17 protein-coding genes are annotated in these 22059 nt (G+C 65.2%); 6 read left to right on the top strand and 11 right to left on the bottom strand.

Features of this window, described 5'->3' with window-relative positions; translation table 11 throughout:
• Positions 1-163 precede the first annotated feature (163 nt).
• Together ACNKU3_RS06930 and ACNKU3_RS06925 are read left to right on the top strand one after the other, a co-directional pair.
• The gene (locus tag ACNKU3_RS06930) at positions 164-364 is read left to right on the top strand and encodes a DUF1289 domain-containing protein (protein WP_418258688.1); all 201 of its coding nucleotides are present in this window, start codon (positions 164-166) and stop codon (positions 362-364) included.
• A 135-nt stretch (positions 365-499) separates the two neighbouring features.
• Positions 500-994 carry a DUF1772 domain-containing protein gene (locus ACNKU3_RS06925; protein ID WP_418258687.1) on the top strand — a complete coding sequence of 165 codons (495 nt, stop codon included), beginning with the start codon at positions 500-502 and terminating at the stop codon, positions 992-994.
• A gap of 71 nt (positions 995-1065) precedes the next feature.
• On the opposite strand, the gene ACNKU3_RS06920 is transcribed toward ACNKU3_RS06925, so the two are convergent.
• Together ACNKU3_RS06920 and ACNKU3_RS06915 are read right to left on the bottom strand one after the other, a co-directional pair.
• Positions 1066-1947, bottom strand: a complete 882-nt coding sequence (locus tag ACNKU3_RS06920) for a lysophospholipid acyltransferase family protein (RefSeq protein ID WP_418258686.1) — start codon at positions 1945-1947, stop codon at positions 1066-1068.
• A 134-nt stretch (positions 1948-2081) separates the two neighbouring features.
• The gene (locus ACNKU3_RS06915) at positions 2082-3545 is read right to left on the bottom strand and encodes an HAD-IB family hydrolase (RefSeq protein WP_418258685.1); all 1464 of its coding nucleotides are present in this window, start codon (positions 3543-3545) and stop codon (positions 2082-2084) included.
• Positions 3546-3915: 370 nt separating this feature from the next.
• Between ACNKU3_RS06915 and hrpB the strand changes: the two genes are divergently transcribed.
• Complete coding sequence (gene hrpB, locus ACNKU3_RS06910) at positions 3916-6471, top strand: ATP-dependent helicase HrpB (RefSeq protein WP_418258684.1); 2556 nt, start codon at positions 3916-3918, stop codon at positions 6469-6471.
• Between the two features lie 5 nt (positions 6472-6476).
• Here hrpB and ACNKU3_RS06905 read toward each other — a convergent pair whose 3' ends face one another.
• The 5 genes from ACNKU3_RS06905 to ACNKU3_RS06885 form a co-directional block, all read right to left on the bottom strand.
• On the bottom strand, positions 6477-8612 hold the full coding sequence (locus ACNKU3_RS06905) for a YgiQ family radical SAM protein (RefSeq protein WP_418258683.1): 2136 nt from the start codon (positions 8610-8612) through the stop codon (positions 6477-6479).
• A gap of 143 nt (positions 8613-8755) precedes the next feature.
• A complete protein-coding gene (locus ACNKU3_RS06900; protein ID WP_418258682.1) occupies positions 8756-11236 on the bottom strand; it encodes a TonB-dependent receptor in 2481 nt (826 codons plus the stop codon).
• A 230-nt stretch (positions 11237-11466) separates the two neighbouring features.
• On the bottom strand, positions 11467-11835 hold the full coding sequence (locus tag ACNKU3_RS06895; protein ID WP_418258681.1) for a DsrE family protein: 369 nt from the start codon (positions 11833-11835) through the stop codon (positions 11467-11469).
• Positions 11836-11960: 125 nt separating this feature from the next.
• Positions 11961-12650: a winged helix-turn-helix transcriptional regulator gene (locus tag ACNKU3_RS06890; RefSeq protein WP_418258680.1), complete on the bottom strand. Its 690-nt coding sequence runs from the start codon at positions 12648-12650 to the stop codon at positions 11961-11963.
• A gap of 66 nt (positions 12651-12716) precedes the next feature.
• Positions 12717-13598: an ion transporter gene (locus ACNKU3_RS06885; RefSeq protein WP_418258679.1), complete on the bottom strand. Its 882-nt coding sequence runs from the start codon at positions 13596-13598 to the stop codon at positions 12717-12719.
• An 88-nt stretch (positions 13599-13686) separates the two neighbouring features.
• Here ACNKU3_RS06885 and ACNKU3_RS06880 point away from each other — a divergent pair, with 88 nt between their 5' ends.
• Positions 13687-14490 (top strand): PhzF family phenazine biosynthesis protein, encoded by an 804-nt coding sequence (locus tag ACNKU3_RS06880; protein ID WP_418258678.1) that lies wholly within the window; start codon positions 13687-13689, stop codon positions 14488-14490.
• Here the strand turns inward: ACNKU3_RS06880 and bioA are convergent.
• Together bioA and ACNKU3_RS06870 are read right to left on the bottom strand one after the other, a co-directional pair.
• Positions 14477-15772: an adenosylmethionine--8-amino-7-oxononanoate transaminase gene (bioA, locus tag ACNKU3_RS06875; RefSeq protein WP_418258677.1), complete on the bottom strand. Its 1296-nt coding sequence runs from the start codon at positions 15770-15772 to the stop codon at positions 14477-14479. The genes ACNKU3_RS06880 and bioA overlap by 14 nt on opposite strands.
• Complete coding sequence (locus ACNKU3_RS06870) at positions 15769-16395, bottom strand: arylesterase (RefSeq protein WP_418258676.1); 627 nt, start codon at positions 16393-16395, stop codon at positions 15769-15771. The genes bioA and ACNKU3_RS06870 overlap by 4 nt, the downstream gene beginning before the upstream one ends.
• On the opposite strand from ACNKU3_RS06870, the gene ACNKU3_RS06865 reads away from it, so the two are divergent.
• Positions 16394-17059 (top strand): ABC transporter ATP-binding protein, encoded by a 666-nt coding sequence (locus tag ACNKU3_RS06865; RefSeq protein WP_418258675.1) that lies wholly within the window; start codon positions 16394-16396, stop codon positions 17057-17059. The two genes, ACNKU3_RS06870 and ACNKU3_RS06865, sit on opposite strands and share 2 nt — an antisense overlap.
• 7 nt (positions 17060-17066) lie before the next feature.
• Positions 17067-19538, top strand: coding sequence for an ABC transporter permease (locus ACNKU3_RS06860; RefSeq protein WP_418258674.1), 2472 nt, complete (start codon positions 17067-17069; stop codon positions 19536-19538).
• A gap of 13 nt (positions 19539-19551) precedes the next feature.
• Here the strand turns inward: ACNKU3_RS06860 and ACNKU3_RS06855 are convergent, their stop codons facing one another.
• Together ACNKU3_RS06855 and ACNKU3_RS06850 are read right to left on the bottom strand one after the other, a co-directional pair.
• Complete coding sequence (locus tag ACNKU3_RS06855) at positions 19552-20172, bottom strand: TetR/AcrR family transcriptional regulator (protein WP_418258673.1); 621 nt, start codon at positions 20170-20172, stop codon at positions 19552-19554.
• A gap of 288 nt (positions 20173-20460) precedes the next feature.
• On the bottom strand, positions 20461-21441 hold the full coding sequence (locus ACNKU3_RS06850) for a malate dehydrogenase (RefSeq protein ID WP_418258672.1): 981 nt from the start codon (positions 21439-21441) through the stop codon (positions 20461-20463).
• Between the last annotated feature and the right edge of the window lie 618 nt (positions 21442-22059).

Genomic DNA, 22059 nt, shown 5'->3' with positions numbered 1-22059 from the left:
GGGCAACTTTCAACCAGGGTGCCCAGCGGCAGAGTACAGGGGCTCGACGTTTACCAGTGTTGTTCGAGCGCCGCCAGGGCCAGTGGAACCGGTGATTGCTTGGACATCCCGGGCATCTTTCCATAAGCTCAGCGCTTCGCTTGTATGCAGGCATCCGGTGTCTATGACGAAGTGGCATAAAACTGAAGAGCAGAAGCTGGTATCAGCCTGTGTGCATATCTGCAACCTGATCGAGGGTTCGAAGGTCTGCGGTGGCTGTTTTCGCACCACCGATGAGATTGCTGCCTGGCGAAAGCTTGATGTAGAAGCCCGCAGGGCCATCCTGCAGCAAGCCGAACTGCGTCAACAGGATTACCCGCAATAACCGGGTCCCAGAGCGAGTTGGGCCATAACCCGGTTCCCGGCCGGATGCCGGTCGCCCCCAGGGGCGCCCACCGGTTTAGCGGTAATTGTCTAAACTGTCCCTGAAATACCCTTTCCGGAAGTGGGGATCAGGTTCATGAGCGTATTCGGCGTAACCCTGGTGTTGTCGGCTTTCCTGTGCTCGCTGGTGGCTGGTTTCCTGTTCGCCTATGCGATTGTCATAATGCCCGGCCTTCGCAGCCTGGACGACGCTCAGTTCATCAGGGCTTTCCAGGTAACCGACCGGGTAATCCAGCAGAATTCACCGATATTTGTATTCGTATGGATCGGGTCTGCGGTTTCACTGATCGTCTGCGCCTTCAATGGCGTGGCGGAACTTTATGGCGCAGAGCTGTTCCTGCTGCTACTGGCCACCGCCGGCTACCTCGCCGGTGTGCAATTCCTGACAATCTTTGTGCACCTGCCGCTGAATAACCGGCTGCAGAAGTGTGTGGTTCACAGTCTGAGTGACGCTGAACTCAGCGAGGCTCGCAGCGGGTTTGAAGCCCGCTGGAACAGGTCGAACAGAATCAGGACGGCCATTGCCTGTGCGGTATCGCTGTTACTGATAAGCCTGGCATTCAGGCTGTGACGGCGGGGCAACTCCAACCGGCACGCCGGATTTGATGCAGTGGAGGGCGCGGGTGTTGTGCGCGCCTCGCCTCAAATCGTCAACACGCGCCGCAACAGCCCTTCCTTGCTGCGATTGCGCGCCCGGGTGACCAGCAGGTCGGCGAGGACTTCCTCGATTTCCGCGGCGACCTCGGCGCGGATTTTTTCCTGGGTCCTCTGGGTCGGTTTGCGCCCGCCATGGTGCGACAGGTCTACCGGATTGCCAAAGCCGATATAGCAGCGGTGGGGCTTGGGTAGCAGGGTGCCGAGCGCGCCGACCGGGATCGGTGGCAGGAGGTCGGCACGGGTGTTTTCGCTGAGTATGCCGAGGCGTTTCAGCAGCAGGCCCAGCGGTGAGCCGGGGAGGTCTTCCCCCTCGATCAGGTGGCCGTACATTTCATCCGGACCCACGATGCCGAAGGGCATGATGGTATAGCCGTGCTGCGCCGCCAGGCGCACGAAGCCGTAGCGTTCCCGCCACTGCAACTGGTACAGGGCGCTGGCGGGTTTCACCGCCTCGTGGGCACCGCCCGGGAACAGCAGGATATCGTGACCCTCGCGCATCAGGGCCGAGCAGACCTCGGGATGCCCCAGGGCCGAGCCAAAGCCGACGAAGGCGTCGCCGAGGTGGGGGATTTCCAGCAGGAAGCGATCCAGCATCGGCCGGGCAAAGCGGTTCAGTTCCCGGTACATCAGCGGTCCCAGGATGTAGCCGTCCAGGGCAAACAGCGAGTGATTGGCGACGAACATGCAGGGGCCGTCGGGAATCTTTTCCGCGCCGACGATGTGCGGGTCGAACACTTTTTTCACCGCCTTGCAAAACAGGTCGATGTGCAGGCCCTCGGGCTTGCTCACCTGCAGGATTTCCTCGATGTGGGTCTGCAGGAACTCGTCGTGGTGGATACCGGAGGGTTTGCGCGCGTTCTTGGGCATTGCTGGGCTACTTTTGGCTGACAGTTTGGGCTGATTATAGTGCGCCCGGGCGCCGGGTGAACGCGAATTCTCGCCGTTTGCGACTTTCGGGCCGGGAGCTGCCGCGGCGGCGCGAAAGCCCTGTGATCCGTCGTTCATGCGCTGAGCCTGTGGGGCAGGGCGGCCTCGCGGGAGTTGCCCAGTACCTGCTGGTAGGTATCCTCGAGGTTGCGACAGGCACCGCGGATACTGCCGATGGAGTTGGCCGGAATCGGTTCCAGCACGCTCACCCGGATGCGCGCCGGGCGAACCAGGAAGGCGCCTTTCGGCATGGCGTCCTTCACATTGTGCAGGACGATCGGCACGATCGGAACGCCGGCCCGTTTGGCCAGCAGGAACGCCCCGTGCTTGAAGGGCTGTATGTCACCCAGGGTACTGCGGGTGCCCTCCGGGGCGACGATCAGCGAGCGGCCGCTGGCGAGAACATCCAGGGCGCGTTTCAGCACCTCGCCCTGGTCGCGTTCGCTGCGGTCGACGAAGATGGTGTCCACTTCCTTGAGCATCGGTCCGAGTATCGGCATCGAGGCCATTTCCCGCTTGCACATGGCGACCACGTCGTCGCGCAGCAGGCGCGCCATGACCACCGAATCGAGCAGGCTCTGGTGGTTGAAGATATAGACCGCCGGACGTTCCCGGTGCAGGTTGTCGTAGCCCTCGATATCGAACTCGAGCCCGGCGAGGTTGGCGGTGATGTCACCGACCATGCGGATCATGCGATTGGCGGTGCCGCCGCGACTCACGCCCAGGCGGCGGCTGATGGCGCCGAAAGCGGTGGTGGCGATCAGCGAGTCCATTACCAGCGCGGTGCGGGCCAGGTTCTCCAGCTTGGGCATGCCGCGGCTGTCGAACTTCAGTTGCGGCCAGCGCTGGTTGCGCGCGTGCACCGCGAGTTTTTCCGAGGGGTTCACCGCTACCGGATGGCCGACCTTTTTCAGCAGCGGCAGGTCGGCCGAGGAATCGCTGTAGAACCAGCAATCCTTGAGCTTGCTACCGTGTTGCCGGGCCACGCGGCGCGCCGCCAGCGCCTTGCCCTCGCCATAGCACAGGGGGGAGATAACCTTGCCGGTAAAGCGGCCGTCCTGGACTTCCAGGCGGGTGCAGCAGATTTCCTCGATACCCAGGATGCGCGCCACCGGTTCGACCTGGTAGTGGCTGGCGGCGGTGACGATGACCAGTTTGTCGCCCGCCGCCCGGTGGGCCTCGATCAGGCCGACCGCCTCGGGATAGAGGTTGCGTGCGAGGCTGTTGTTGAAGGCTTTCTCACCCAGTTTACTCAGCGTCGATTCGTCCACCCCGGTCAGTGCCGTGGCCATGCGTTTGACCAGTTGGTGGTAGTTGCCGCCGGCGCTGGTCGACTTCTGCTTGAGGATGTCGCGCAGCAGTTTGGTCGCCTGTTTCCAGTCGCCCTGGGTCGCCGCGTGGCGCGCAGTCTCGATCGCCATCGCAAAAATCGAGTAACCGGCGATCAGGGTCCGGTCGAGATCAAAAAATGCGACCCGGGACAGTGCCGGTTCGGCACTGCGAGAAATCTTCTCGAGGTGGGAATCGATGCTTCTCATTTCGCTCACCATGCAGGGTTCTCGGCGGCACCCCAGGCCTTGTCGCCTTGTCGTCCGCCATTGCCAGCCCCGGTCAGGGCTTGTCCCGGAGTAAGCTGGCAATTCCGCTGTTCAAATATTGTTCAGCAAAAACCTTGCCAGATAACCGATTATCGGTCCTGTGTATGACAAAGTGGCGACAGTGGCTGAATTCAGTGCAATTTGCGCCGCAGTTGCCGCGCCTGCTGTGCGCCAATCCGGTGCGCCGGCGCGTCCGGACGCGCCACATCGGACGAGAAAAACAATCACATGTTTTTTTTATAACCCTGTCGCGGGGGCTCGTCGAGGTGGATGGCTAGAGAGTATCCGTGGCCTCGGCTAAGATAACGGGATGCAGCCCCCGGATTATTCGCAATACCCCGTCGGTGCCGTGCTCGATGCTCTCGGCACGGCGCTCGCGCATCGTCACGAAGTGGTCTTGCAGGCTCCGCCGGGCGCGGGCAAGACCACCCTGGTTCCACTCTACCTGCTCGACTCCCCCTGGCTTGCGGGAAGGCGCATCGTCATTCTCGAACCGCGGCGGATGGCCGCCCGGGCCGCGGCGACGCGCATGGCCGAGCTGCTCGGGGAAGCGGTGGGGCAAACCGTGGGTTACAGCATCCGTATGGAGAGCAAGACCTCAGCGGCGACCCGCATCGAAGTGGTGACCGAGGGCATCCTGACGCGGCGCCTGCAGTCGGACCCCGGGCTCGAGGATATCGGGCTGGTCATCTTCGACGAATTCCACGAGCGCAGCCTCGATGCCGACCTCTGCCTGGCGCTGTGCCTGCAGGGGCGCGAGCTGTTCCGCGAGGGGCCGCCGCTGAAGCTGCTGGTGATGTCCGCGACCCTCGACGGCGAGGCGGTAGCGGGCTTGCTCGGCGATGCCCCGGTAGTGACGTCAGAGGGGCGGCTGTACCCCGTGACCACCGTGTTCCAGGGTCCGCAGAAGCTGCGCGACGCAATCGCCGCACCGGTCGCCGCCACGGTGCGCCGGGCGCTTTCCGAGCAGGCCGGCAGCGTGCTGGTGTTCCTGCCCGGGCAGCGGGAAATTAATGCGGTGGGACGGGAACTGCAGGGCCTGCCGGCGGATGTGCGCGTCGAGTCGCTCTATGGCGGGCTCAGCCTGGAGCGCCAGCGCGCGGCGATTGCGCCCTCTGCCCCGGGAGAGCGCAAGGTCGTGCTCTCTACCAACGTGGCGGAGACCAGCCTGACCATCGAGGGGATTACCGCGGTGGTCGACGCCGGGCTGGTGCGCGAACCGCGCTTCGATCCCGCCACCGGCGTTACCCGCCTGGTGACGCGGCGGGTGTCGCGGGCCTCGGCCACCCAGCGCCAGGGCCGGGCCGGGCGTCTCGGCCCCGGCCACTGCTACCGGCTGTGGTCGGAGGAGCAGGACACCCAACTGGTCGCCCACGCGGTGCCGGAAATCGAGCAGGCCGACCTGGCGCCGCTCGCTTTGCAATTGTTTGCATGGGGTGTCGGCGACCCCGCTGAACTGCAGTGGCTCAACCCGCCGCCGGCAGCGGCCTGGCAGCAGGCGCTGGCGGTCCTGGAACAGATCGGGGCGCTGATCCGTCCGGGGGAGGGTCGCTTCCAGTTGACCCCCCACGGCGTGCGCCTGGCCCAGGTGCCGCTGCACCCGCGCTTCGCGCATATGCTGCTGGTCGGCTGCGACATCCAGGCCAGTGAAACCGCCTGCCTGCTGGCGGCGGTGCTGGCGGAGCGCAACCCCTTCGCCGGGGAACACGGCGCAGATATCGGCGATACTCTTGCGGTGCTCATGGGCCAGCGCAACTGCCCGCCGCGCGCGGGCGCCTGGTACCGGCAGATCTGGCAGCAGGCGCAGCGCTATTCACGGATTGCCGGGGAGGTGCACAAGCCGCGCAAACTGACCGTGCTGGTCATGCCGGATGACGTTCCGGGTATCCTGCTGGCCAGTGCCTGGCCCGACCGCATCGCCCGCCGCCGCAGCGGCGGGGGTGTCGAATACCTGCTGGCCAACGGCCGCAGCGGGGTTCTCGGGGAGACCGATCCGCTGGCGCGGGAAGCCTGGCTGGCGGTGGCGGAACTCGGCGGCCTCGCGGGGGGCAGCAGCGACCGGATCTACAGCGCCGCCGCGCTGAACCCGGAAAATCTCGAGTCGGTGCTCTCCTCGCTGGTGATCCAGGAGGACGTGGTCGACTGGAATGACCGCGAGGGGCGCTTCGTCGCCGATCGCCTGCGCCGGATCGGCGCCATCGAGCTGTCCCGCAGCCCGCTGGCCGAAGTGCCGGCGGACGCCCGCCGGGAGGCCCTGCTGGGGGTGGTGCGCCGTCGCGGCCTCTCCCTGCTGCCCTGGGATGACAGCCTGCAACAGTGGCGGGCGCGGGTGCAGTTGCTGCACCAGGCCCACGCCGCAGCGGAAGGCAACCCCTGGCCGGACCTGTCCGACCGGGCGCTGCTCGACTCGCTGGAGGATTGGCTGGCGCCCTGGCTGGACGGGGTCCGGCGGCTGGAGGATTTTCGCCAGCTCGACCTGCGGGCCATGTTACAGGCACTGCTGCCCTGGCCGCTGCCGCTGGAACTGGAGCGTCTCGCCCCGGAGCGCCTTGGCGTGCCCTCGGGCTCCAGTATCAAGCTCGATTACAGCCAGTCGCCGCCGGTGCTGGCGGTCAAGTTACAGGAGATGTTCGGCTGCGAGGCGACCCCGACCATCGCCGACGGGCGCATCGCCCTGCAGGTGCACCTGCTGTCACCGGCCGGGCGGCCGCTGCAGGTCACCCAGGATCTCGCCGGCTTCTGGCGCGGCAGCTACCAGGAGGTGCGCCGGGAGATGCGCGGGCGCTATCCCAAGCACCCCTGGCCTGAAAATCCACTGGAAGCGGTGGCCACGCGGCATACCAAGCGGCGCATGGAGACGGGTTGACCCCGCTATTTGCGGCGGCGTCCGGGATTGCGCGGCAGGCCGGTGTGCTGGGTGGCGAAGTGGTTTTGCGGCTCCACCACCGGGTGGCGCTTGCCCGGCTGCCGCGGCGGCACCAGGTGCACCTTGCCGTTGCCGATCAGGTCGCTGCGGCCCATTTTTTTCAGGGCGCGGCGCAGTTCCGGCCAGTTGTCCGGGTCGTGGTAGCGCAGGAAGGCCTTGTGCAGGCGCCGCTGTGACAGACCTTTCACCGCCGCCACCGGCTCGCTGTCGCGGCTGATCTTCTTCAGCGGGTTCTTGCCGCTGTGGTACATGGCGGTGGCGCTGGCCATCGGCGAGGGGTAGAAGGTCTGCACCTGGTCGGCGCGAAAGCTGTTGCGCTTCAGCCACAGGGCCAGGTTCATCATGTCCTGGTCGCTGGTGCCCGGGTGGGCGGCGATGAAGTAGGGGATCAGGTACTGCTTCTTGCCCGCCGCCCGGGAGTATTTCTCGAACATCGCCTTGAAGCGGTCGTAGGTGCCGATGCCGGGCTTCATCATCTTCGACAGCGGGCCTTCCTCGGTGTGCTCCGGGGCGATTTTCAGGTAGCCGCCGACGTGGTGGGTCACCAGTTCCTCGACGTACTCGGGAGTCTCCACGGCGATGTCGTAGCGCAGTCCGGAGGCGATCAGTACCTTCTTGATGCCGGGCAGTTCGCGGGCCTTGCGGTAGAGCTCGATGAGCGGCTTCTGGTCGGTGTTCAGGTTCTTGCAGATACCCGGGAACACGCAGCTCAGCTTGCGGCACTTCGCCTCGATCTCGGGGCTCTTGCAGGCCAGCCGCCACATGTTGGCGGTGGGGCCGCCGAGGTCGGAGATCACGCCGGTGAAGGCGGGGGATGTATCGCGAATTTTCTCCACCTCGCGCAGGATCGATTCCTCGGAGCGGTTCTGGATGATGCGCCCCTCGTGTTCGGTGATGGAGCAGAAGGTACAGCCGCCGAAACAGCCGCGCATGATGTTCACCGAGTGGCGGATCATCTCGTAGGCCGGGATGCGCGCCTCGCCGTAACCGCTATGGGGCAGGCGGGTATAGGGCATCTCGAAGACCCAGTCCAGTTCGTCGGTGGTCAGCGGAATCGGCGGCGAATTGAGCCAGACCTCGCGGTCGCCGTGGGCCTGTACCAGCGGCCGCGCGTTGTGCGGGTTGGTCTCCTTGTGCAGGATGCGCGAGGCGTGGGCATAGAGCGCGGGGTCGTCCTTTACCTGTTCGTAGGACGGGATGCGCACCACAGCGGGCCGCTCGTCTTCGGTCGCCACATCCAGGATCCGCACCACGTCCGCGCCGACCTCGACATTGACTTCGTCGCTGGCGCACTCGGCGCTCTGGGTCATGGCGTAGGGGTCGGGGTGCGGGGTGACCGGGCCGACGATGTCGATGGAGGTCGAATCCACCACCCGCCAGTCGTCCGGAATGCGCTTGCGCACATAGGCGGTGCCGCGCAGGTCGCGGATGCTGTTGATCGGCTCGCCCCCCGCCAGCCGGTGGGCCAGATCGACGATGGCGCGCTCGGCGTTGCCGTAGAGCAGCAGGTCGGCGCGGGAATCCAGCAGGATCGAGCGGCGCACCTTGTCGCTCCAGTAATCGTAGTGGGCGATGCGGCGCAGGCTGGCCTCGATGCTGCCGATGACCAGCGGCACGTCCCGGTAGGCCTCGCGCACCCGCTGGCTGTAGACGATGACCGCCCGGTCCGGGCGTTTGCCGCCGACGTTATCCGGGGTGTAGGCGTCGTCGTTGCGGCGTTTGCGGTCCGCCGTGTAGCGGTTGATCATGGAATCCATGTTGCCCGCGGCGACGCCGAAGAACAGGTTGGGCCTGCCCAGCGCCTTGAAGGGCTCGGCGCTGTCCCACTCCGGCTGGGCGATGATGCCCACCCGGAAGCCCTGGGCCTCCAGCACCCGGCCAATTACCGCCATGCCGAAGCTCGGGTGATCGACGTAGGCGTCACCCGTTACCAGGATGATGTCGCAGGAGTCCCAGCCGAGGGCGTCCATCTCCGCGCGGGACATGGGCAGCTCGGGGGCGGGTCCGAAACACTCGGCCCAGAATTTGCGGTAGGCGAAGAGCGGCTTCGGCGATGTGGCGATGGAGGTCGACGTGGTCATGGGTGCAGCTTAGCAGGCGCGGGTGCCAGGGCGCGCGATTATAGCGCAAGCGGTGGGGCTGGGGCAGCGCCGGCGGCAGTGAATATGCCCGCCGGCGGGCCCTCTTAATCCTATTAGTAAGATTAAGTATGTTTTTTAACTAATTAAAAATTATAGATAAAGTCAGCTCCGTACATGCGCGGTGGAAGGCGGGCACCGGTCAGCGAACCGACTGCGTCGCCGTTGTCCCCGAACGCGCCGAACACTTCCTCGTCGGTCAGGTTGGTGCTCCACAGGGCTACTGCCCAGTCGCCGCCCTCGGGCTGCAGGGTCAGGCGGGCGTTGAGCAGGTAGAAGGAATCCACCTCGCGGGTCGGGTCGGTGAGGCTTTCCACCCGCTTGCCGCTCCAGGTGTAATCCAGTCGCGGGATCAGGTCGCCGAAGTCGCCCAGCCCGATGCGGTATTCCGCCGAGAGGTTGAACTTGTTCTCCGGGGTGCCGACGCGCGGATCGCCGGTCAGGTCATCCTCTTCGGTTTCTCCGGCGGCCTCCAGGATGCGGAACTTGGTGTACTCGGTTTTCAACCAGCTGTAGTTGCCGGACAGGGTCAGGTTGTCCGTCGCCAGCCAGAAGCCCTCGAATTCCGCACCGTAGCCCTCGGCGTCGGAGTTGCGCAGGTTGTAGGAGGGCACCGGCTGGCCCAGCAGCTTGAGCTCCTGCAGGTTCTCGTAGTCATAGAAGAAGGTGGAGACGTTCAACTGCAGGGTGTTGTCGAGGAACTGGCTTTTCATGCCCAGTTCGTAGTTGATAACCTTTTCCTCGTCATAGGAGGTGTCGATGTCCGGGCCGAAGTTGAGGCTGTTGAAACCGCCGGACTTGAAGCCCGTGGCGACGCTGGCGTAGAACATCAGGTCATCATCCGCCACGTAGTCGAGCACCAGCCGGCCGGAGAGGTTGTCCCAGGTGTCGGACTGGGTGGCGTCCAGCACCGGCTGGCCGTTGTTGTAGAAGGCGAGGCCGAAGGGCGCGCCGACGATGGTGTTCTGGTAGGCCGTGTACAGGCTGAACTCCTTGTCGTCGTAGGTGTAGCGCAGGCCAGCGGAGAGGTTCAGGTTGTCGGTGAGGCTGTAGGTGGCGTCACCGTAGACCGCGTAGCTGGCGTAGGTGCCGGAGGAGTCGACGGTTTCGATCCAGGGTTCGTACGCGGCGATGCGCGGCTGCAGGTCCGGCAGGATCTGGGTGAAGATACCCACCAGGGGGTTTTCCGAAATACCGAACAGGCCCAGGGTGCCCTGGTCGGCGAGGAAGGCCCAGACGAAGGACGATGCGGCGATACCGTCGCGTCCGATCGCCTGCTGCTGGGCACGGAAGTCCGGCAGCAGCACTTCGATTTCCGTGTTGGTCAGGCCGGCGAGGTAGTCCAGGTCTTCCTGGCTCTGGCCGGCGAAGTTGGACAGGAAGGTATCCGAGGTCGTCGATCCCGCGCCCTTGAGCAACTCCGCCCAGGCGAAACTCTCCAGGGTGCTGACATTGAAGATAGCCGTGGTCTCATGCGACACGTGCTCCCGGGAGTAGACGCCGCCCACCGTCCACTTCAGGCGCTCGCTGGCCCCGGTGAGGCGGAACTCCTGGGAGAAGTAGTCGTTCTCCTCCGGGTTGTTGGAATCGAATTGATAATCGAGGTTGTTGGAACCGTCCAGGTCCTCGTCCAATTCGGTCTCGAATTCCCGCCAGGCGGTGATCGAGGTGAATGTCTTGTCGCCGATACTGTGGTTGATCTCCAGGGAGGTGGCGAACAGCTCGCGTTTTTCCAGGTTGATGTAATCCGTGTGGATCTTGCCGAAGTCGGAGTACTTGCGGCCGGGGTTGGCGTTCTCGAATACCGGCGGGATCAGGGTCTGGTGGGCGGCGGAGTGCTGGTCGAGTTCGCTGTACTCGACCCGCCAGAGCACCTCGGTATCCGGCGAGGCGTTCCACAGCAGGCTGCCGCGGATGGACTGCTTGTCCTCGTTGTTGAGGTCCTCGTCGCCGAGGTTCTCGACGAAGCCGTCGCGCTGCCGGGAGAAGGCGACCACGCGCAGCGCCAGGTCGTCGGTCAGCGGCTGGTTCCAGGTGACCTCGCCGTCCACCCGCTGGTAGTTGCCGAGCGAGAGTTTTACCCGGCCCTCCTGCTCGAAGACCGGTTTCTCGGTGATCAGGTGAATCGCACCTCCGGTGGCGTTGCGGCCGAACAGGGTGCCCTGGGGGCCCTTGAGGACCTCGATACGCGCCAGGTCGACCAGCGCGACTTCCGCGCCGGCGCCCCGGGCGGCGTAGACTCCGTCGATGTAGACCGCGATGGCGGGGTCAGAGCCGACGGTCCAGTCGTTGGTCTCGATGCCGCGAATCGAGTAAGTGGGTTGCAGGGTTTCCAGGCTAACGATCTCCACACCTGCAGTGAAGCGGCCGAGGTCAGTCAGGTTGCGGGCGGAGAGATCCTCAATGTTCTCCGCCGAGAACACGCTGATGGCGATGGGAACGTCCTGGACGTTCTCCGTGCGCTTTTGCGCAGTCACTACGACCTCTTCGAGGGTGGACTGGGCCCAACTTGCGGATGTGGCGAGACAAACCGCGGTGGCCAGCACCGCCTTGTTGAAGTTCTTCATAGAGGTGCCCCTGCTTGACTTGGTATCGTCGGTCCCGGCTCAGGCCGGAATTCAGTTGTTATGGGGGCATATTAAGGCATAAGTCGGCGGTCGACACTACATCCCGAAGTGTCTTGCGAGCCTGTTTTCATTCACGGGCCGCAGTGTGCCAGTGCCCGGAGCCGGTGCCGGGGCAGGGCAGGAACCGGGCCGGGTGCCGGCCCCTGCGCTGCATATTGCACGCGTGCATTCTAGAACGTCAGGGTGGCGGCTCCCTTGCCGATACGCTCCATGATGACACTGGCGCCGTGGATGACCACGCCATCGATCAGGCTGTCCTGGTCGTAGCCGCGCGCCGTGGTGCAGGGCGGGCAGGCCCAGACGTCGCCGCCGCGGGCCATGAAGTCCTCGAGCAGGCTCTTCAGGCTGTCCATGGGCGCCACGTGGGTGTGCTCGATACCCCGCCTGCGCACCAGGTCGATGGCGCTGCTGGTGAGAAACAGCCCGACGGTCTTGCCCGAGGTCAGCGCGCCGTTGGCGATGGTGAGGCCCACCGAAGACACCTCGTCGTAGATGCCCTTGGTCATGACGATAATGAGGTCTGTGGTTTCGTTATTCATGCTGTGTGCTCCTTCCAGTTCGTTTTCCGCTACCGGTATTGGCCGGTTGCAGGCAAGTCTAGGGAGGGGCGGCGCTGCCGGGTACGGCAAAAACTGTAGCAAGCCGCTACAGAATCTGAAGTAACTCAGCTGGCGAAGATGCGCGGGTTGTCGGTGGCAAACGAGCTGATGCCGAGCCAGCGGCGCAGGTTGTTCTGGTACACCGGCGGGGCGACCAGCTTGACCAGGCCCGCGTCGATGGCGCGGTGGATATCGATTTCACCGTACCAGACACGGGTCAGGGTGGGGAGGGTCGAAGTGATGTAGACGTCCACCTCGAAACCCATGTCCTGGGCGCATTCCTGGACGACGCCGTCGCGGATGTAGATATAGCGCTTCGGGTCGTCCTTGAGGTCGGTCAGGTGGAACTGCACGACAGTGTCGCCCGAGGGCAGTTCCTCGACATTGATGCCGCCGGCAAAATCCCGCATCAGGCCGGAGATGGTGTTCTGCTTGTCGGTCATACCTTCCCTGGCGTAGCGCATACCCCAGCGCCCCAGTTCGGTCAGTACCGGCGCCAGCGCCTTGCCGGAGGGCGTCAGGTGGTATTCGAAGCGGTTGCCGGAGCCGCAGCGCTTGCGCAGCACGATGCCCTGCTCTTCGAGGAAGCGCAGTCGGTCGCGCAGCAGGGAGGGCGACAGGTTGGGAATGTATTTCTGGATTTCCGAGTAGCGGGTAGAACCGAAAAACAGCTCGCGCACGATTTGCAGGGTCCAGCGCTCACAGAGCACCGAGGTGGCCATCGAGATAGGGCAGGCTTCGCCGTAATCAAACATGTCGTCCCCGCTGGTTTGACCGGGTGGTTACTGTGCAGTCCCGCCGTGCACGGGGAAAGGCATCCTTCATCCGTCGCTGGCCGGTTCCACCGGTGCCGGCGCGGCATGGCCCGGCGGCGGCAGCAGGCTGCCGCACTTCCTGCAGTAATAGGCCTCGGGGTCCACTTCCACCGCGGCGCAGGTGGTGCAGTTGCGGGAATTGCGCAGGCGCATTGCCCGGTCCTTCAACTGCGAGCGGGTCATTTCCGCAGTGACGATGCCGGTGGGTACCGCGATCACCGCATAGCCGATGAGCATACCGATGGAGGAGAGTACCTGGCCGAGCGGCGTCTGCGGGGTCACGTCACCGTAGCCCACCGTGGTTATGGTGACAATGGCCCAGTAGATGCTGTGCGGGATGTTGTTGAAGCCGTGTTCCGGCCCCTCGATCACGTAGATCAGGCAGCCGAAGATGGTCGCGAGCATGATCATGATGGTGAAGAAGACGAAGATCTTGCGCGCCGAGCGCCGCAGCGCGCCGGCCAGGTCGTTGGCCTCGTCGAGCAGGGCGAGCAGCCGCAGGACCCGGAAGATCCGCAGGATGCGCAGCAGGCGGATGATCAGCAGGGGCGCCGCCTGCGGTACCAGCAGGGAAATGTAGGTCGGCAGCAGGGCGAGCAGGTCCACCACGCCGTAGAAACCGGTGGCGTAGCCCTTGCGGTTGGGTACGCACCACAGGCGCAGCAGGTACTCGATGGTGAAAATGGCGGTGAAACACCACTCGATGCGCAGGAACGCCGTGCCGTAGGCGCTGTGGTAGCGGGGAATGGAGTCCATCAGGATGATCAGCACGCTGCTCAGGATGACGGCGATCAGGATCAGGTCGAACCACTTGCCCGCGGGTGTCTCCGTGCCGAAGATCACTTCGTAGTATTTGCGCTGCAGGGCACTCTGTTCTCGGGTGGACATCGGATCGTCGTTTTCACTGTCGCTGGAGCGTAGCAGCCACTATAGTAAAGCGCTTCTTTTGGCACAACGCGCAAAACGGGAGACGCTCGTGCAATATCCCATCTACCAGGTGGACGCTTTTACCTCGGCGCTTTTCGGCGGCAACCCGGCGGCAGTCATGCCGCTGGAAGCGTGGCTGGACGACGGGGTGATGCAGGCTATTGCCGCGGAGAACAACCTGCCGGAGACGGCGTTTTTCGTTGCCCGGGGGGCGGACTACGAATTGCGCTGGTTCACGCCTGCTGCGGAGGTCGATCTCTGCGGCCACGCGACCCTGGCCACCGCCCACGTGCTCATCGAACACCTGGCTTATGCCGGGGAGGCCCTGGTCTTCCACACCCGCTCGGGGGCCCTGCGGGTGCAGCGCAGCGGCGGCGCGATCACCCTGGACTTTCCCGCCTACGACCTGGAAGCAGTTGCCGTGGACAGGACCATTGCCGCAGTGTTGGGCAGCCCGGTACCGCAGGCCGCCTGCCGGGTCGCGGGCGGCTCCAAGCTGGTGCTGGTTTACGCCAGCCAGGCCGATGTAGCAGCGCTGGCCCCGGATTTCGGGGCCCTGAAAACCGCCTGCGAGAGCAATGTCATCGCCACGGCGCCGGGGCAGGACTGCGATTTTGTCTCGCGCTTTTTTGCGCCGCGCATCGGTATCGACGAGGACCCGGTCACCGGTTCCGCCCACTGCGCACTGGTACCCTACTGGGCGCGGCAACTGGACAAAAGCCATCTGCGGGCGCGGCAGATTTCCGCGCGCGGCGGGGAACTGGACTGCGAACTGCGTGGCGCCAGGGTGCTGATGTCCGGCCGGGCGGTCACCTATATGCAGGGGATGGTCGGGCTGCCTACAGCTCGCTGACCACCGCCACCATTGCCGCGGTGACGCGGGCGATGTCCGCATCGTTCATGATGAAGGGCGGCATGCAGTACACCAGCCGGCCGAAGGGCCGCACCCACACGCCGTGTTCGACGAATTTCGCCTGTACCGTGGCGAGGTCCGCCGCCTGCTTCAGTTCGATCACGCCGATGGCGCCGAGGCAGCGCACATCGGTCACCTGCGCCAGGCTGCGGGCCGGCGCCAGTCCTTCCTGCAGGGCCCTCTCGATGCGCTGGACTTCCCGCTGCCAGGGCTGCGAGATCAGCAGCTCGATGCTGGCGATGGCGGTGGCGCAGGCCAGGGGGTTGCCCATGAAGGTCGGGCCGTGCATGAAGGCGCCGCCTTCGCCCTGGCTGATGGTAGTAGCGATCTCTTCGCTACACAGGGTGGCCGCGAGGGTCATGTAACCGCCGGTCAGGGATTTGCCGAGGCAGAGGATGTCGGGAGCGACCTGCGCGTGTTCCAGTGCGAACAGTTTGCCCGTGCGGCCGAAACCGGTGGCGATTTCATCGAAGATCAGCAGGACGTCGAAGGCGTCGCAGAGGGCGCGAAGTTTGCGCAGGTAGTCGGCGGAGTAGAAATGCATCCCGCCCGCACCCTGCACCACGGGCTCCAGGATCACCGCGGCTATTTCGTCGTGGTGTTCCGCCAGCAGGTCGGAGATCTCGCGCATTTCCGCTTCCGGGCAGGGCTGGCCGAAGGGCGTCTCCGGCGCCGCAACGAAGTGCTGGCGCGCCAGGACCTCGCCGAACAGGTGGTGCATGCCGGTTACCGGATCGCATACCGACATCGCGCCGAAGGTGTCGCCGTGGTAGCCGCCGCGCAGGGCGACCATTTTCTGCTTGCGCGGCATGCCGCGGGCGAACTGGTACTGCACCGCCATTTTCAGGGCCACTTCCACCGCGACCGAACCGGAGTCGGAGAAGAACACCCGCTCCAGGGGTTCTGGTGTCAGGCGCACCAACAGCTCGGCCAGCTTGACCGCGGGGGGGTGGGTGAGGCCGCCGAACATGACATGGGCCATGTCCTGCAACTGCCGCTGGACCGCGCGGTTCAGGACCGGGTGGTTGTAGCCGTGGATGGCGCACCACCAGGAGGCCATGCCGTCGATCAGCTCGCGACCGTCCGCCAGGGTGAGGCGCACGCCACTGGCGCCGGTAACCGGGAAGATTTCTCCGCGCGGGGGCGAGGCGGCATAGGGGTGCCAGACCAGTTCCCGGTCGAGGCGCTGCAGGCGCCGGGATTCGGATTCAGCGTGCTTCACGGCAGTACCTCGCGGATGGCCGGCAATACATTGTCCAGCATCTGGCGCTGTGCTTCCGGGCGCGGGTGGATGCCATCGCCCTGCATCAGTGAGGCCTGGGTCGCAATGCCGTCGAGGATAAAAGGCGCCAGCTGGCTGTCGGTGGCATCGGCTACCTCCGCATAGCTCTGGTGAAAACTTTCGCTGTAGCGGCGGCCGTAGTTCGGCGGAATATGCATGGGCAGTAGCAGCACCCGGGCGCCCGCCTCCTGCGACAGGGTGGCAAGGGAACCCAGGTTCTCGCGCAGGGTCTTTATGGGGTAGCCGCGCAGGCCGTCATTGCCGCCGAGTTCGATCAGGACGACATCCGGGCGGTGCCGCTCGAGCAGTTCGGGCAGGCGGCGCAGGGCACCGCCGGTGGTTTCGCCGCTGATGCTTGCATTGACGACTTCGGTGTCCGGCAATTCCGTGGCCAGCAGGCTGACCCAGCCCTGTTCCAGAGACATACCATAGGCGGCGCTGATACTATCACCGAGCACCAGCAGCGTAGTGGCCCTGGCGTGGCTGGCGGCGGCCAGGCACAAGAGGAAAAACACGGTCGGCAGGCTTCGCCGGGCGGTAACGAGGTAGGAAAAAGTCTGCATGATCAAGGCTGAAAATCTTCGCAAAAAGGTATCTATCGGCGGTGGCGAGCTGGAGATACTGAAAGGGATAACTCTGGAAATCAAGGGGGGCGACTCGGTCGCCATCGTCGGCGCCTCCGGATCCGGCAAGTCCACCCTGCTGGGCCTGCTGGCGGGCCTGGACCAGCCCAGCGCGGGCAGCGTCGTGGTCGATGGCCAGGATCTCGGTGCGCTGGACGAAGACGGGCGGGCCCGCTTCCGCGCCCGCTCCGTCGGTTTCGTGTTCCAGGCCTTCCAGTTATTGCCCGGCCTGACCGCGCTGGAAAATGTCATGTTGCCGCTGGAACTGCGCGGCCAGTCCGACGCGCGGCAGCAGGCGGAGCATTTTCTCGAGCGGGTCGGTCTCGCCCCTCGGATGCAGCACTATCCCCGGCAGATGTCCGGCGGCGAGCAGCAGCGTGTGGCCATCGCCCGGGCTTTTGCCGCGCGCCCGGCGATCCTCTTCGCCGACGAGCCCACCGGAAACCTGGACACCGCCACCGGGGCGAAGGTGATCGAGTTGCTGTTCGGCCTGAACGCCGAAGAGAACACGACGCTGGTGCTGGTGACCCACGACGAAAAACTCGCCGCCCGCTGCGAACAGCGCATCACGCTGGACGCCGGCGCCATCGTCGAGGCCGCCTGAGATGTCGATGGCGGCGACGCGCATGCTGGCGCGGGAATGGCGCGGTGGGGAGCTGGGTGTGCTGGCGATGGCGCTGGTACTGGCGGTGGGCCTGGTCACCGGGATAAGTGTATTCACCAGCCGCCTGCAGTCGGCGCTGGAACAGGAGAGCCACCGCTTCCTGGCGGCGGACATGGTGCTGCGCTCGGGGACTCCGGCGCCGCAGGCCTGGCTGGACGAGGCCAGGGCAGAAGGACTGGCGACGGCGCGCACCCTGAGCTTTCCCTCGATGCTGTTCGGCGCCGGCGACGCCATGCACCTCGCCTCGGTCAAGGCGGTATCCGCCGGTTACCCCCTGCGCGGTGAATTGCGCTTTTCCAGCGTGCCCTTCGGCGAGAGCGTGGTGGCCAGTAGCGGGCCGGCTCCCGGGGAGGTCTGGCTGGATTCGCGCCTGTTTCCGCTGCTGGGCGTAGCGGTGGGGGACCGCGTTGAACTGGGCGATACCAGCCTGCGCGTCAGCGGCAGCGTCCGCGGCGAACCGGACCAGGGCGCGGGCAATTTTGGCTACGGCCCGCGGGCCCTGATGCACATCGACGATATTGCCGCGACCGGCGTGGTCCAGCCCGGCAGCCGGGTCGAATTCCGCCAGCTGTATGCGGGTCCACCGGAGCTGCTCGAACAGTTCAAGGCCTCCCTGCTGCCCCGGCTGGAACCCGGCCAGCGCCTGCTGGACCTGGAGGACGGCCAGCCGCGGGTCAGCAGCGCGCTGGAGCGGGCGGAGCGCTTCCTGCTGCTGGCGGGAAGCCTCGGGGTGGTCCTCGCCGGCGTCGCCATCGCCCTGGCGGCGGGTCGTTTCAGTGAGCGGCACACGGATTATGTCGCCGTCATGAAGAGCCTCGGCGCCACCGCGGCCGATATAAGCTGGCTCTACGGGCGCAGCCTGATGATGCTCGCACTGTTGGCCACTGCTGTGGGTTGTGGCCTCGGCTGGGGCATGCAGGCGCTGTTCTTCCGGCTGTTTGCGGCACAGCTACCGATTCTGCCCGGAGATTCCGGGCTGCAGCCCTACCTGGTGGGCGGCGCCACCGCGCTGGTCTGCATTCTCAGTTTCGCCTGGCCGCCGATACGCCGGCTTACCCTTGCCAGCCCCCTGCGGGTGCTGCGCCGGGATATGCCCCACGCCCTGCGGCATTCCACCACCGATTACCTGGTCGGCCTGCTGGCGGTCTGCGGCCTGATGCTCTGGTACTGCCGCGACTGGCAGCTGACCCTGGCGGTGGTGTCGGGGCTCGGCATGGTGGTACTGCTGGGCTTCGCCGGCGCCCTCATGCTGCTGCGCGGCGGCCGCATGCTGGGGATGCACGCGGGCAGCCTGTGGCGTCTCGGGCTTGCCAACCTGCAGCGGCGCGGCGCCGCCAATGCCCTGCAGGTGGTGGTATTCGGCATGGCCATCATGCTGGTGCTGGTCCTCGTGCTGGTGCGCACCTCGCTGCTCGAGGAGTGGCGCATGCAACTGCCCGCCGACGCGCCCAATCACTTTGCCATCAATATCGCCGCGGACGAGCAGGCGGCCTTCGGCGCGATGCTGGATCAACGGCAGATCCCGAGCCAGCCCCTGTTCCCCATGGTGCGCGGACGGGTGATGTCGATCAACGGCGTGGCGCTGCCCTCCGCGGACGAGGTCGCCGAAGGCGAAGCGCACCAGCGCGAGAGTAACCTGACCTGGTCGGCGACCCTGCCCGAGGGCAATGAACTGGTCGCCGGGCAGTGGTGGGAGGAGGGCAGTGCGGAAGCGCAGGTGTCGGTGGAGCGCGACTACGCCGAGCGCATGGGGCTCGAGGTGGGCGACCGCCTGGGCCTGCGCATCGGCGAGCAGTCCCTGGACGTCACCGTCGCCAGCCTGCGCGCGCTGGACTGGGAGTCGATGCGGCCCAACTTCTTCCTGGTGTTTCCACCGGGACTGCTGGAGCGCTTCCCAGCAACCTTCATGACCAGCTTCCACCTGGCCGCCCGCGACAAGCTGTTCCTGAACCAGCTGCTGCACCGCTTCCCGACGGTCACGGTGATCGAAATGGACGAGGTGATCAACGAAGTGCGCGGCATCGTCGACCAGGTCTCGGCGGCAGTGGAACTGGTATTGCTGGTGATCCTGGCCACCGGGGCGCTGGTGCTGGTGGCGGGGGTGCAGGCCAGCATGGACACCCGCATGCAGGAGGGCGCCGTATTGCGCGCCCTCGGCGCCGGCCGCGGCCTGCTGCTGGGCGCCCTGGCCATCGAATTCATCGCCCTCGGCCTGTGCGCCGGCCTGTTGGCGGTGGGGGCCGCGGAGATCGCCGTGGCCCTGCTGCAGGTAATCGCGCTGGATATGCGCTACACACCCTCGCCCTGGCTGTGGCCGCTGGGCCTTGCCGCGGGTGGCTTGCTGATCGGGGTGCTGGGGGTCTACAGCGCGCGCCGGGTAGTGACGACACCGCCGGTGGCTGTGTTGCGGGAACTGTAGCGGTCGGGCGGGATCAGCTCCGGCTGATGCCGGCGATAAAGGTCTTCGCCCCGAGTTCAATCTGCTTGCCGAGGTCGATATGCCGCTCGAACAGCTCCGGGGCATCGACCCGCAAGGTCGCCAGCCCGTGGATGCTGGCCCAGGCCGCGTTGGCCAGGTACATCGGGTCCGCGTCCTGCACGTAGAGCCCCTCGGAAATGCCCTGCAGGATGATCTGCTGCACCAGCTGCAGCGTCTGCCGGCTGGCTTCGCGCAGTTCCGGGTAACGCGCCGCGGGCTGTACCGCCGGGCCGAACATCAGCTTGAACATCTGCGGCTTGTCCGCCGCGTACTGCACATAGGCCTGCGACAGCGCCCTGATCTGGCCGTTGGGACACGCTCCGGCCGCCTCGCGGGCTTCGCTCAGGGACTGGAAGAGGTCGCGGTAACCCTTCGCCGCGATCGCCGCCAGCAGCTCGCCCTTGTCCGCAAAGTGGCGGTAGGGCGCGGTCTGGGATACCCCGACGGCACGGGCCAGCGCCCGCAGGCTGAGGTCCTCGACACCGCCTTCATCCAGCTGGGCGATGGCAGTATCGATCAACTCGGCGCGCAGGTTGCCGTGGTGATAGTTCCTGGTGGGGGCGGGGTCACTCATGGTGCCGCATTAGAGCAGTATTCACGCGGCAAGTCCATGTGTGTAGGTTTCGGCTAGTCACCGGGTTTTTGACAGGGTGCGAAAGGTAGAGTGTGAGCCAGAACATCCCTGCTGGAACCGTGAGGCGACAGGACGTCGCCGACCGAGCCTGCACATGGATGTGCGCTTTTTGGCGTGTTCCAGCAGGGATGTTCTGGTTCGCGCTCGGCGGGATAACCCCTGAGCCAACGAAACACAAAAAAGGCGCCACTTCCTGCGAAGTGACGCCTTTGCTGTAGCGTTGGGCGCTTACGGCAGCAGGTGCTGAACCGCGTCGCGCTCCTCGACCAGTTCCTGCTCGGTGGCCTTCATCTTGGCCTGGCTGAATTCGCCGACTTCCGCGCCCTGCACGATTTCCCATGCGCCGTCCTTGCAGCGGCAGGGGAAAGAGTAGATCAGGCCTTCGGTAATGCCGTATGAACCGTCGGAGTAGACGCCCATGGAAACCCAGTCGTCACCTTCGGTGCCCAGCGCCCAGGAGCGCATGTGATCGATGGCGGCATTGGCGGCAGAGGCGGCAGAAGACGCGCCGCGGGCCTTGATGATGGCCGCGCCGCGCTGCTGTACCACGGGGATGAACTCGCCTTCGTACCATGCCTGGTCGACCAGGTCGATGGCCTTCTGGCCGTCTACCACAGCGTTGAACAGATCCGGGTACTGGGTGGCGGAGTGGTTGCCCCAGATGGTCATGTTGGTCACGTCGTTGACAGTCTTGCCGGTTTTCAGCGCGATCTGGGTCTTGGCGCGGTTGTGGTCCAGACGGGTCATCGCGGTGAAGTTGCGCGGGTCGATGCTCGGCGCATTGCGCTGGGTGATCAGCGCATTGGTGTTGGCGGGGTTGCCGACAACCAGCACCTTGATGTTCTTGCTGGCGTTCTCGTCGATCGCCTTGCCCTGTACGGAGAAGATCGCGGCGTTGGCTTCCAGCAGGTCCTTGCGCTCCATGCCGGGGCCGCGGGGACGGGCGCCGACCAGCAGTGCGTAATCGGTATCCTTGAAGCCGACGTTCGGGTCATCGGTGCAGACGATGCCGGCCAGCAGCGGGAACGCACAGTCCTCGAGCTCCATTTTTACGCCTTCGAGGGCTTCCATGGCGGGGGTGATGTCCAGCAGTTGCAGGATTACGGGCTGGTCGTCGCCGAGCATGGCGCCGGAGGCGATACGGAAGAGCAGTGCGTAGCCAATCTGGCCTGCCGCTCCGGTGACGGTCACACGTACGGGTGCTTTCATCGGATTCGATTCCTCGTTGGTGGATCGGTGGGGGTTTTCGGGGCGCACATTGTGTGAGCATTCCGCTGAAAATACAAGGTGTTCCCGATAGTCCTTCTGTATGTCCAAATTTGCTGCGAAATGACACTCCGTTTCTGAAATCTGCGTTGGTCTGCAGGGTGGGCAGGGTTGTGTGCGAGAGTCCCGGCGCGGCTACGAAAAAGGGCCGGTCGAAAACCGCAAAAGCGCCATCCCTGGCAGCTCGGCTTCGGCCATCCATGGCCTCAGACGTTTTCGACCGGCCCTTTTCCGTATCCACTCCTACCCGTTGCGCAAAATCCGAAACCATGTGGTGAGTCAATCCTGCAAAAAAGGTAAAGCGTGGAATCTTGAGTGCGGAGCGAGGGACAGAGCGTGTGGTATTGCCTCGACGGGGCGTCCGAGGCCATGGAGGGCCCGGCCGGCGCTCCGGGAGGCCGAGCCTGCACATGGATGTGCGCTTTTTGGCGGTCCCGGCGAGGCAATACCACACGCTCTGGCCCGATTTCATGGCACCGAAAGAGCCTGAGGTACCCGGGGGGGAGCAACAGATAGTCCGAATGCAGTTGGTGAGAACTCTTACCACTGGACCCCACCGCC

It is taken from the genome of Haliea sp. E17 (assembly GCF_048323675.1).
In the GTDB taxonomy this organism is placed as follows: domain Bacteria; phylum Pseudomonadota; class Gammaproteobacteria; order Pseudomonadales; family Halieaceae; genus Mangrovimicrobium.
This window is presented reverse-complemented; position numbering and strand designations above follow the sequence as displayed.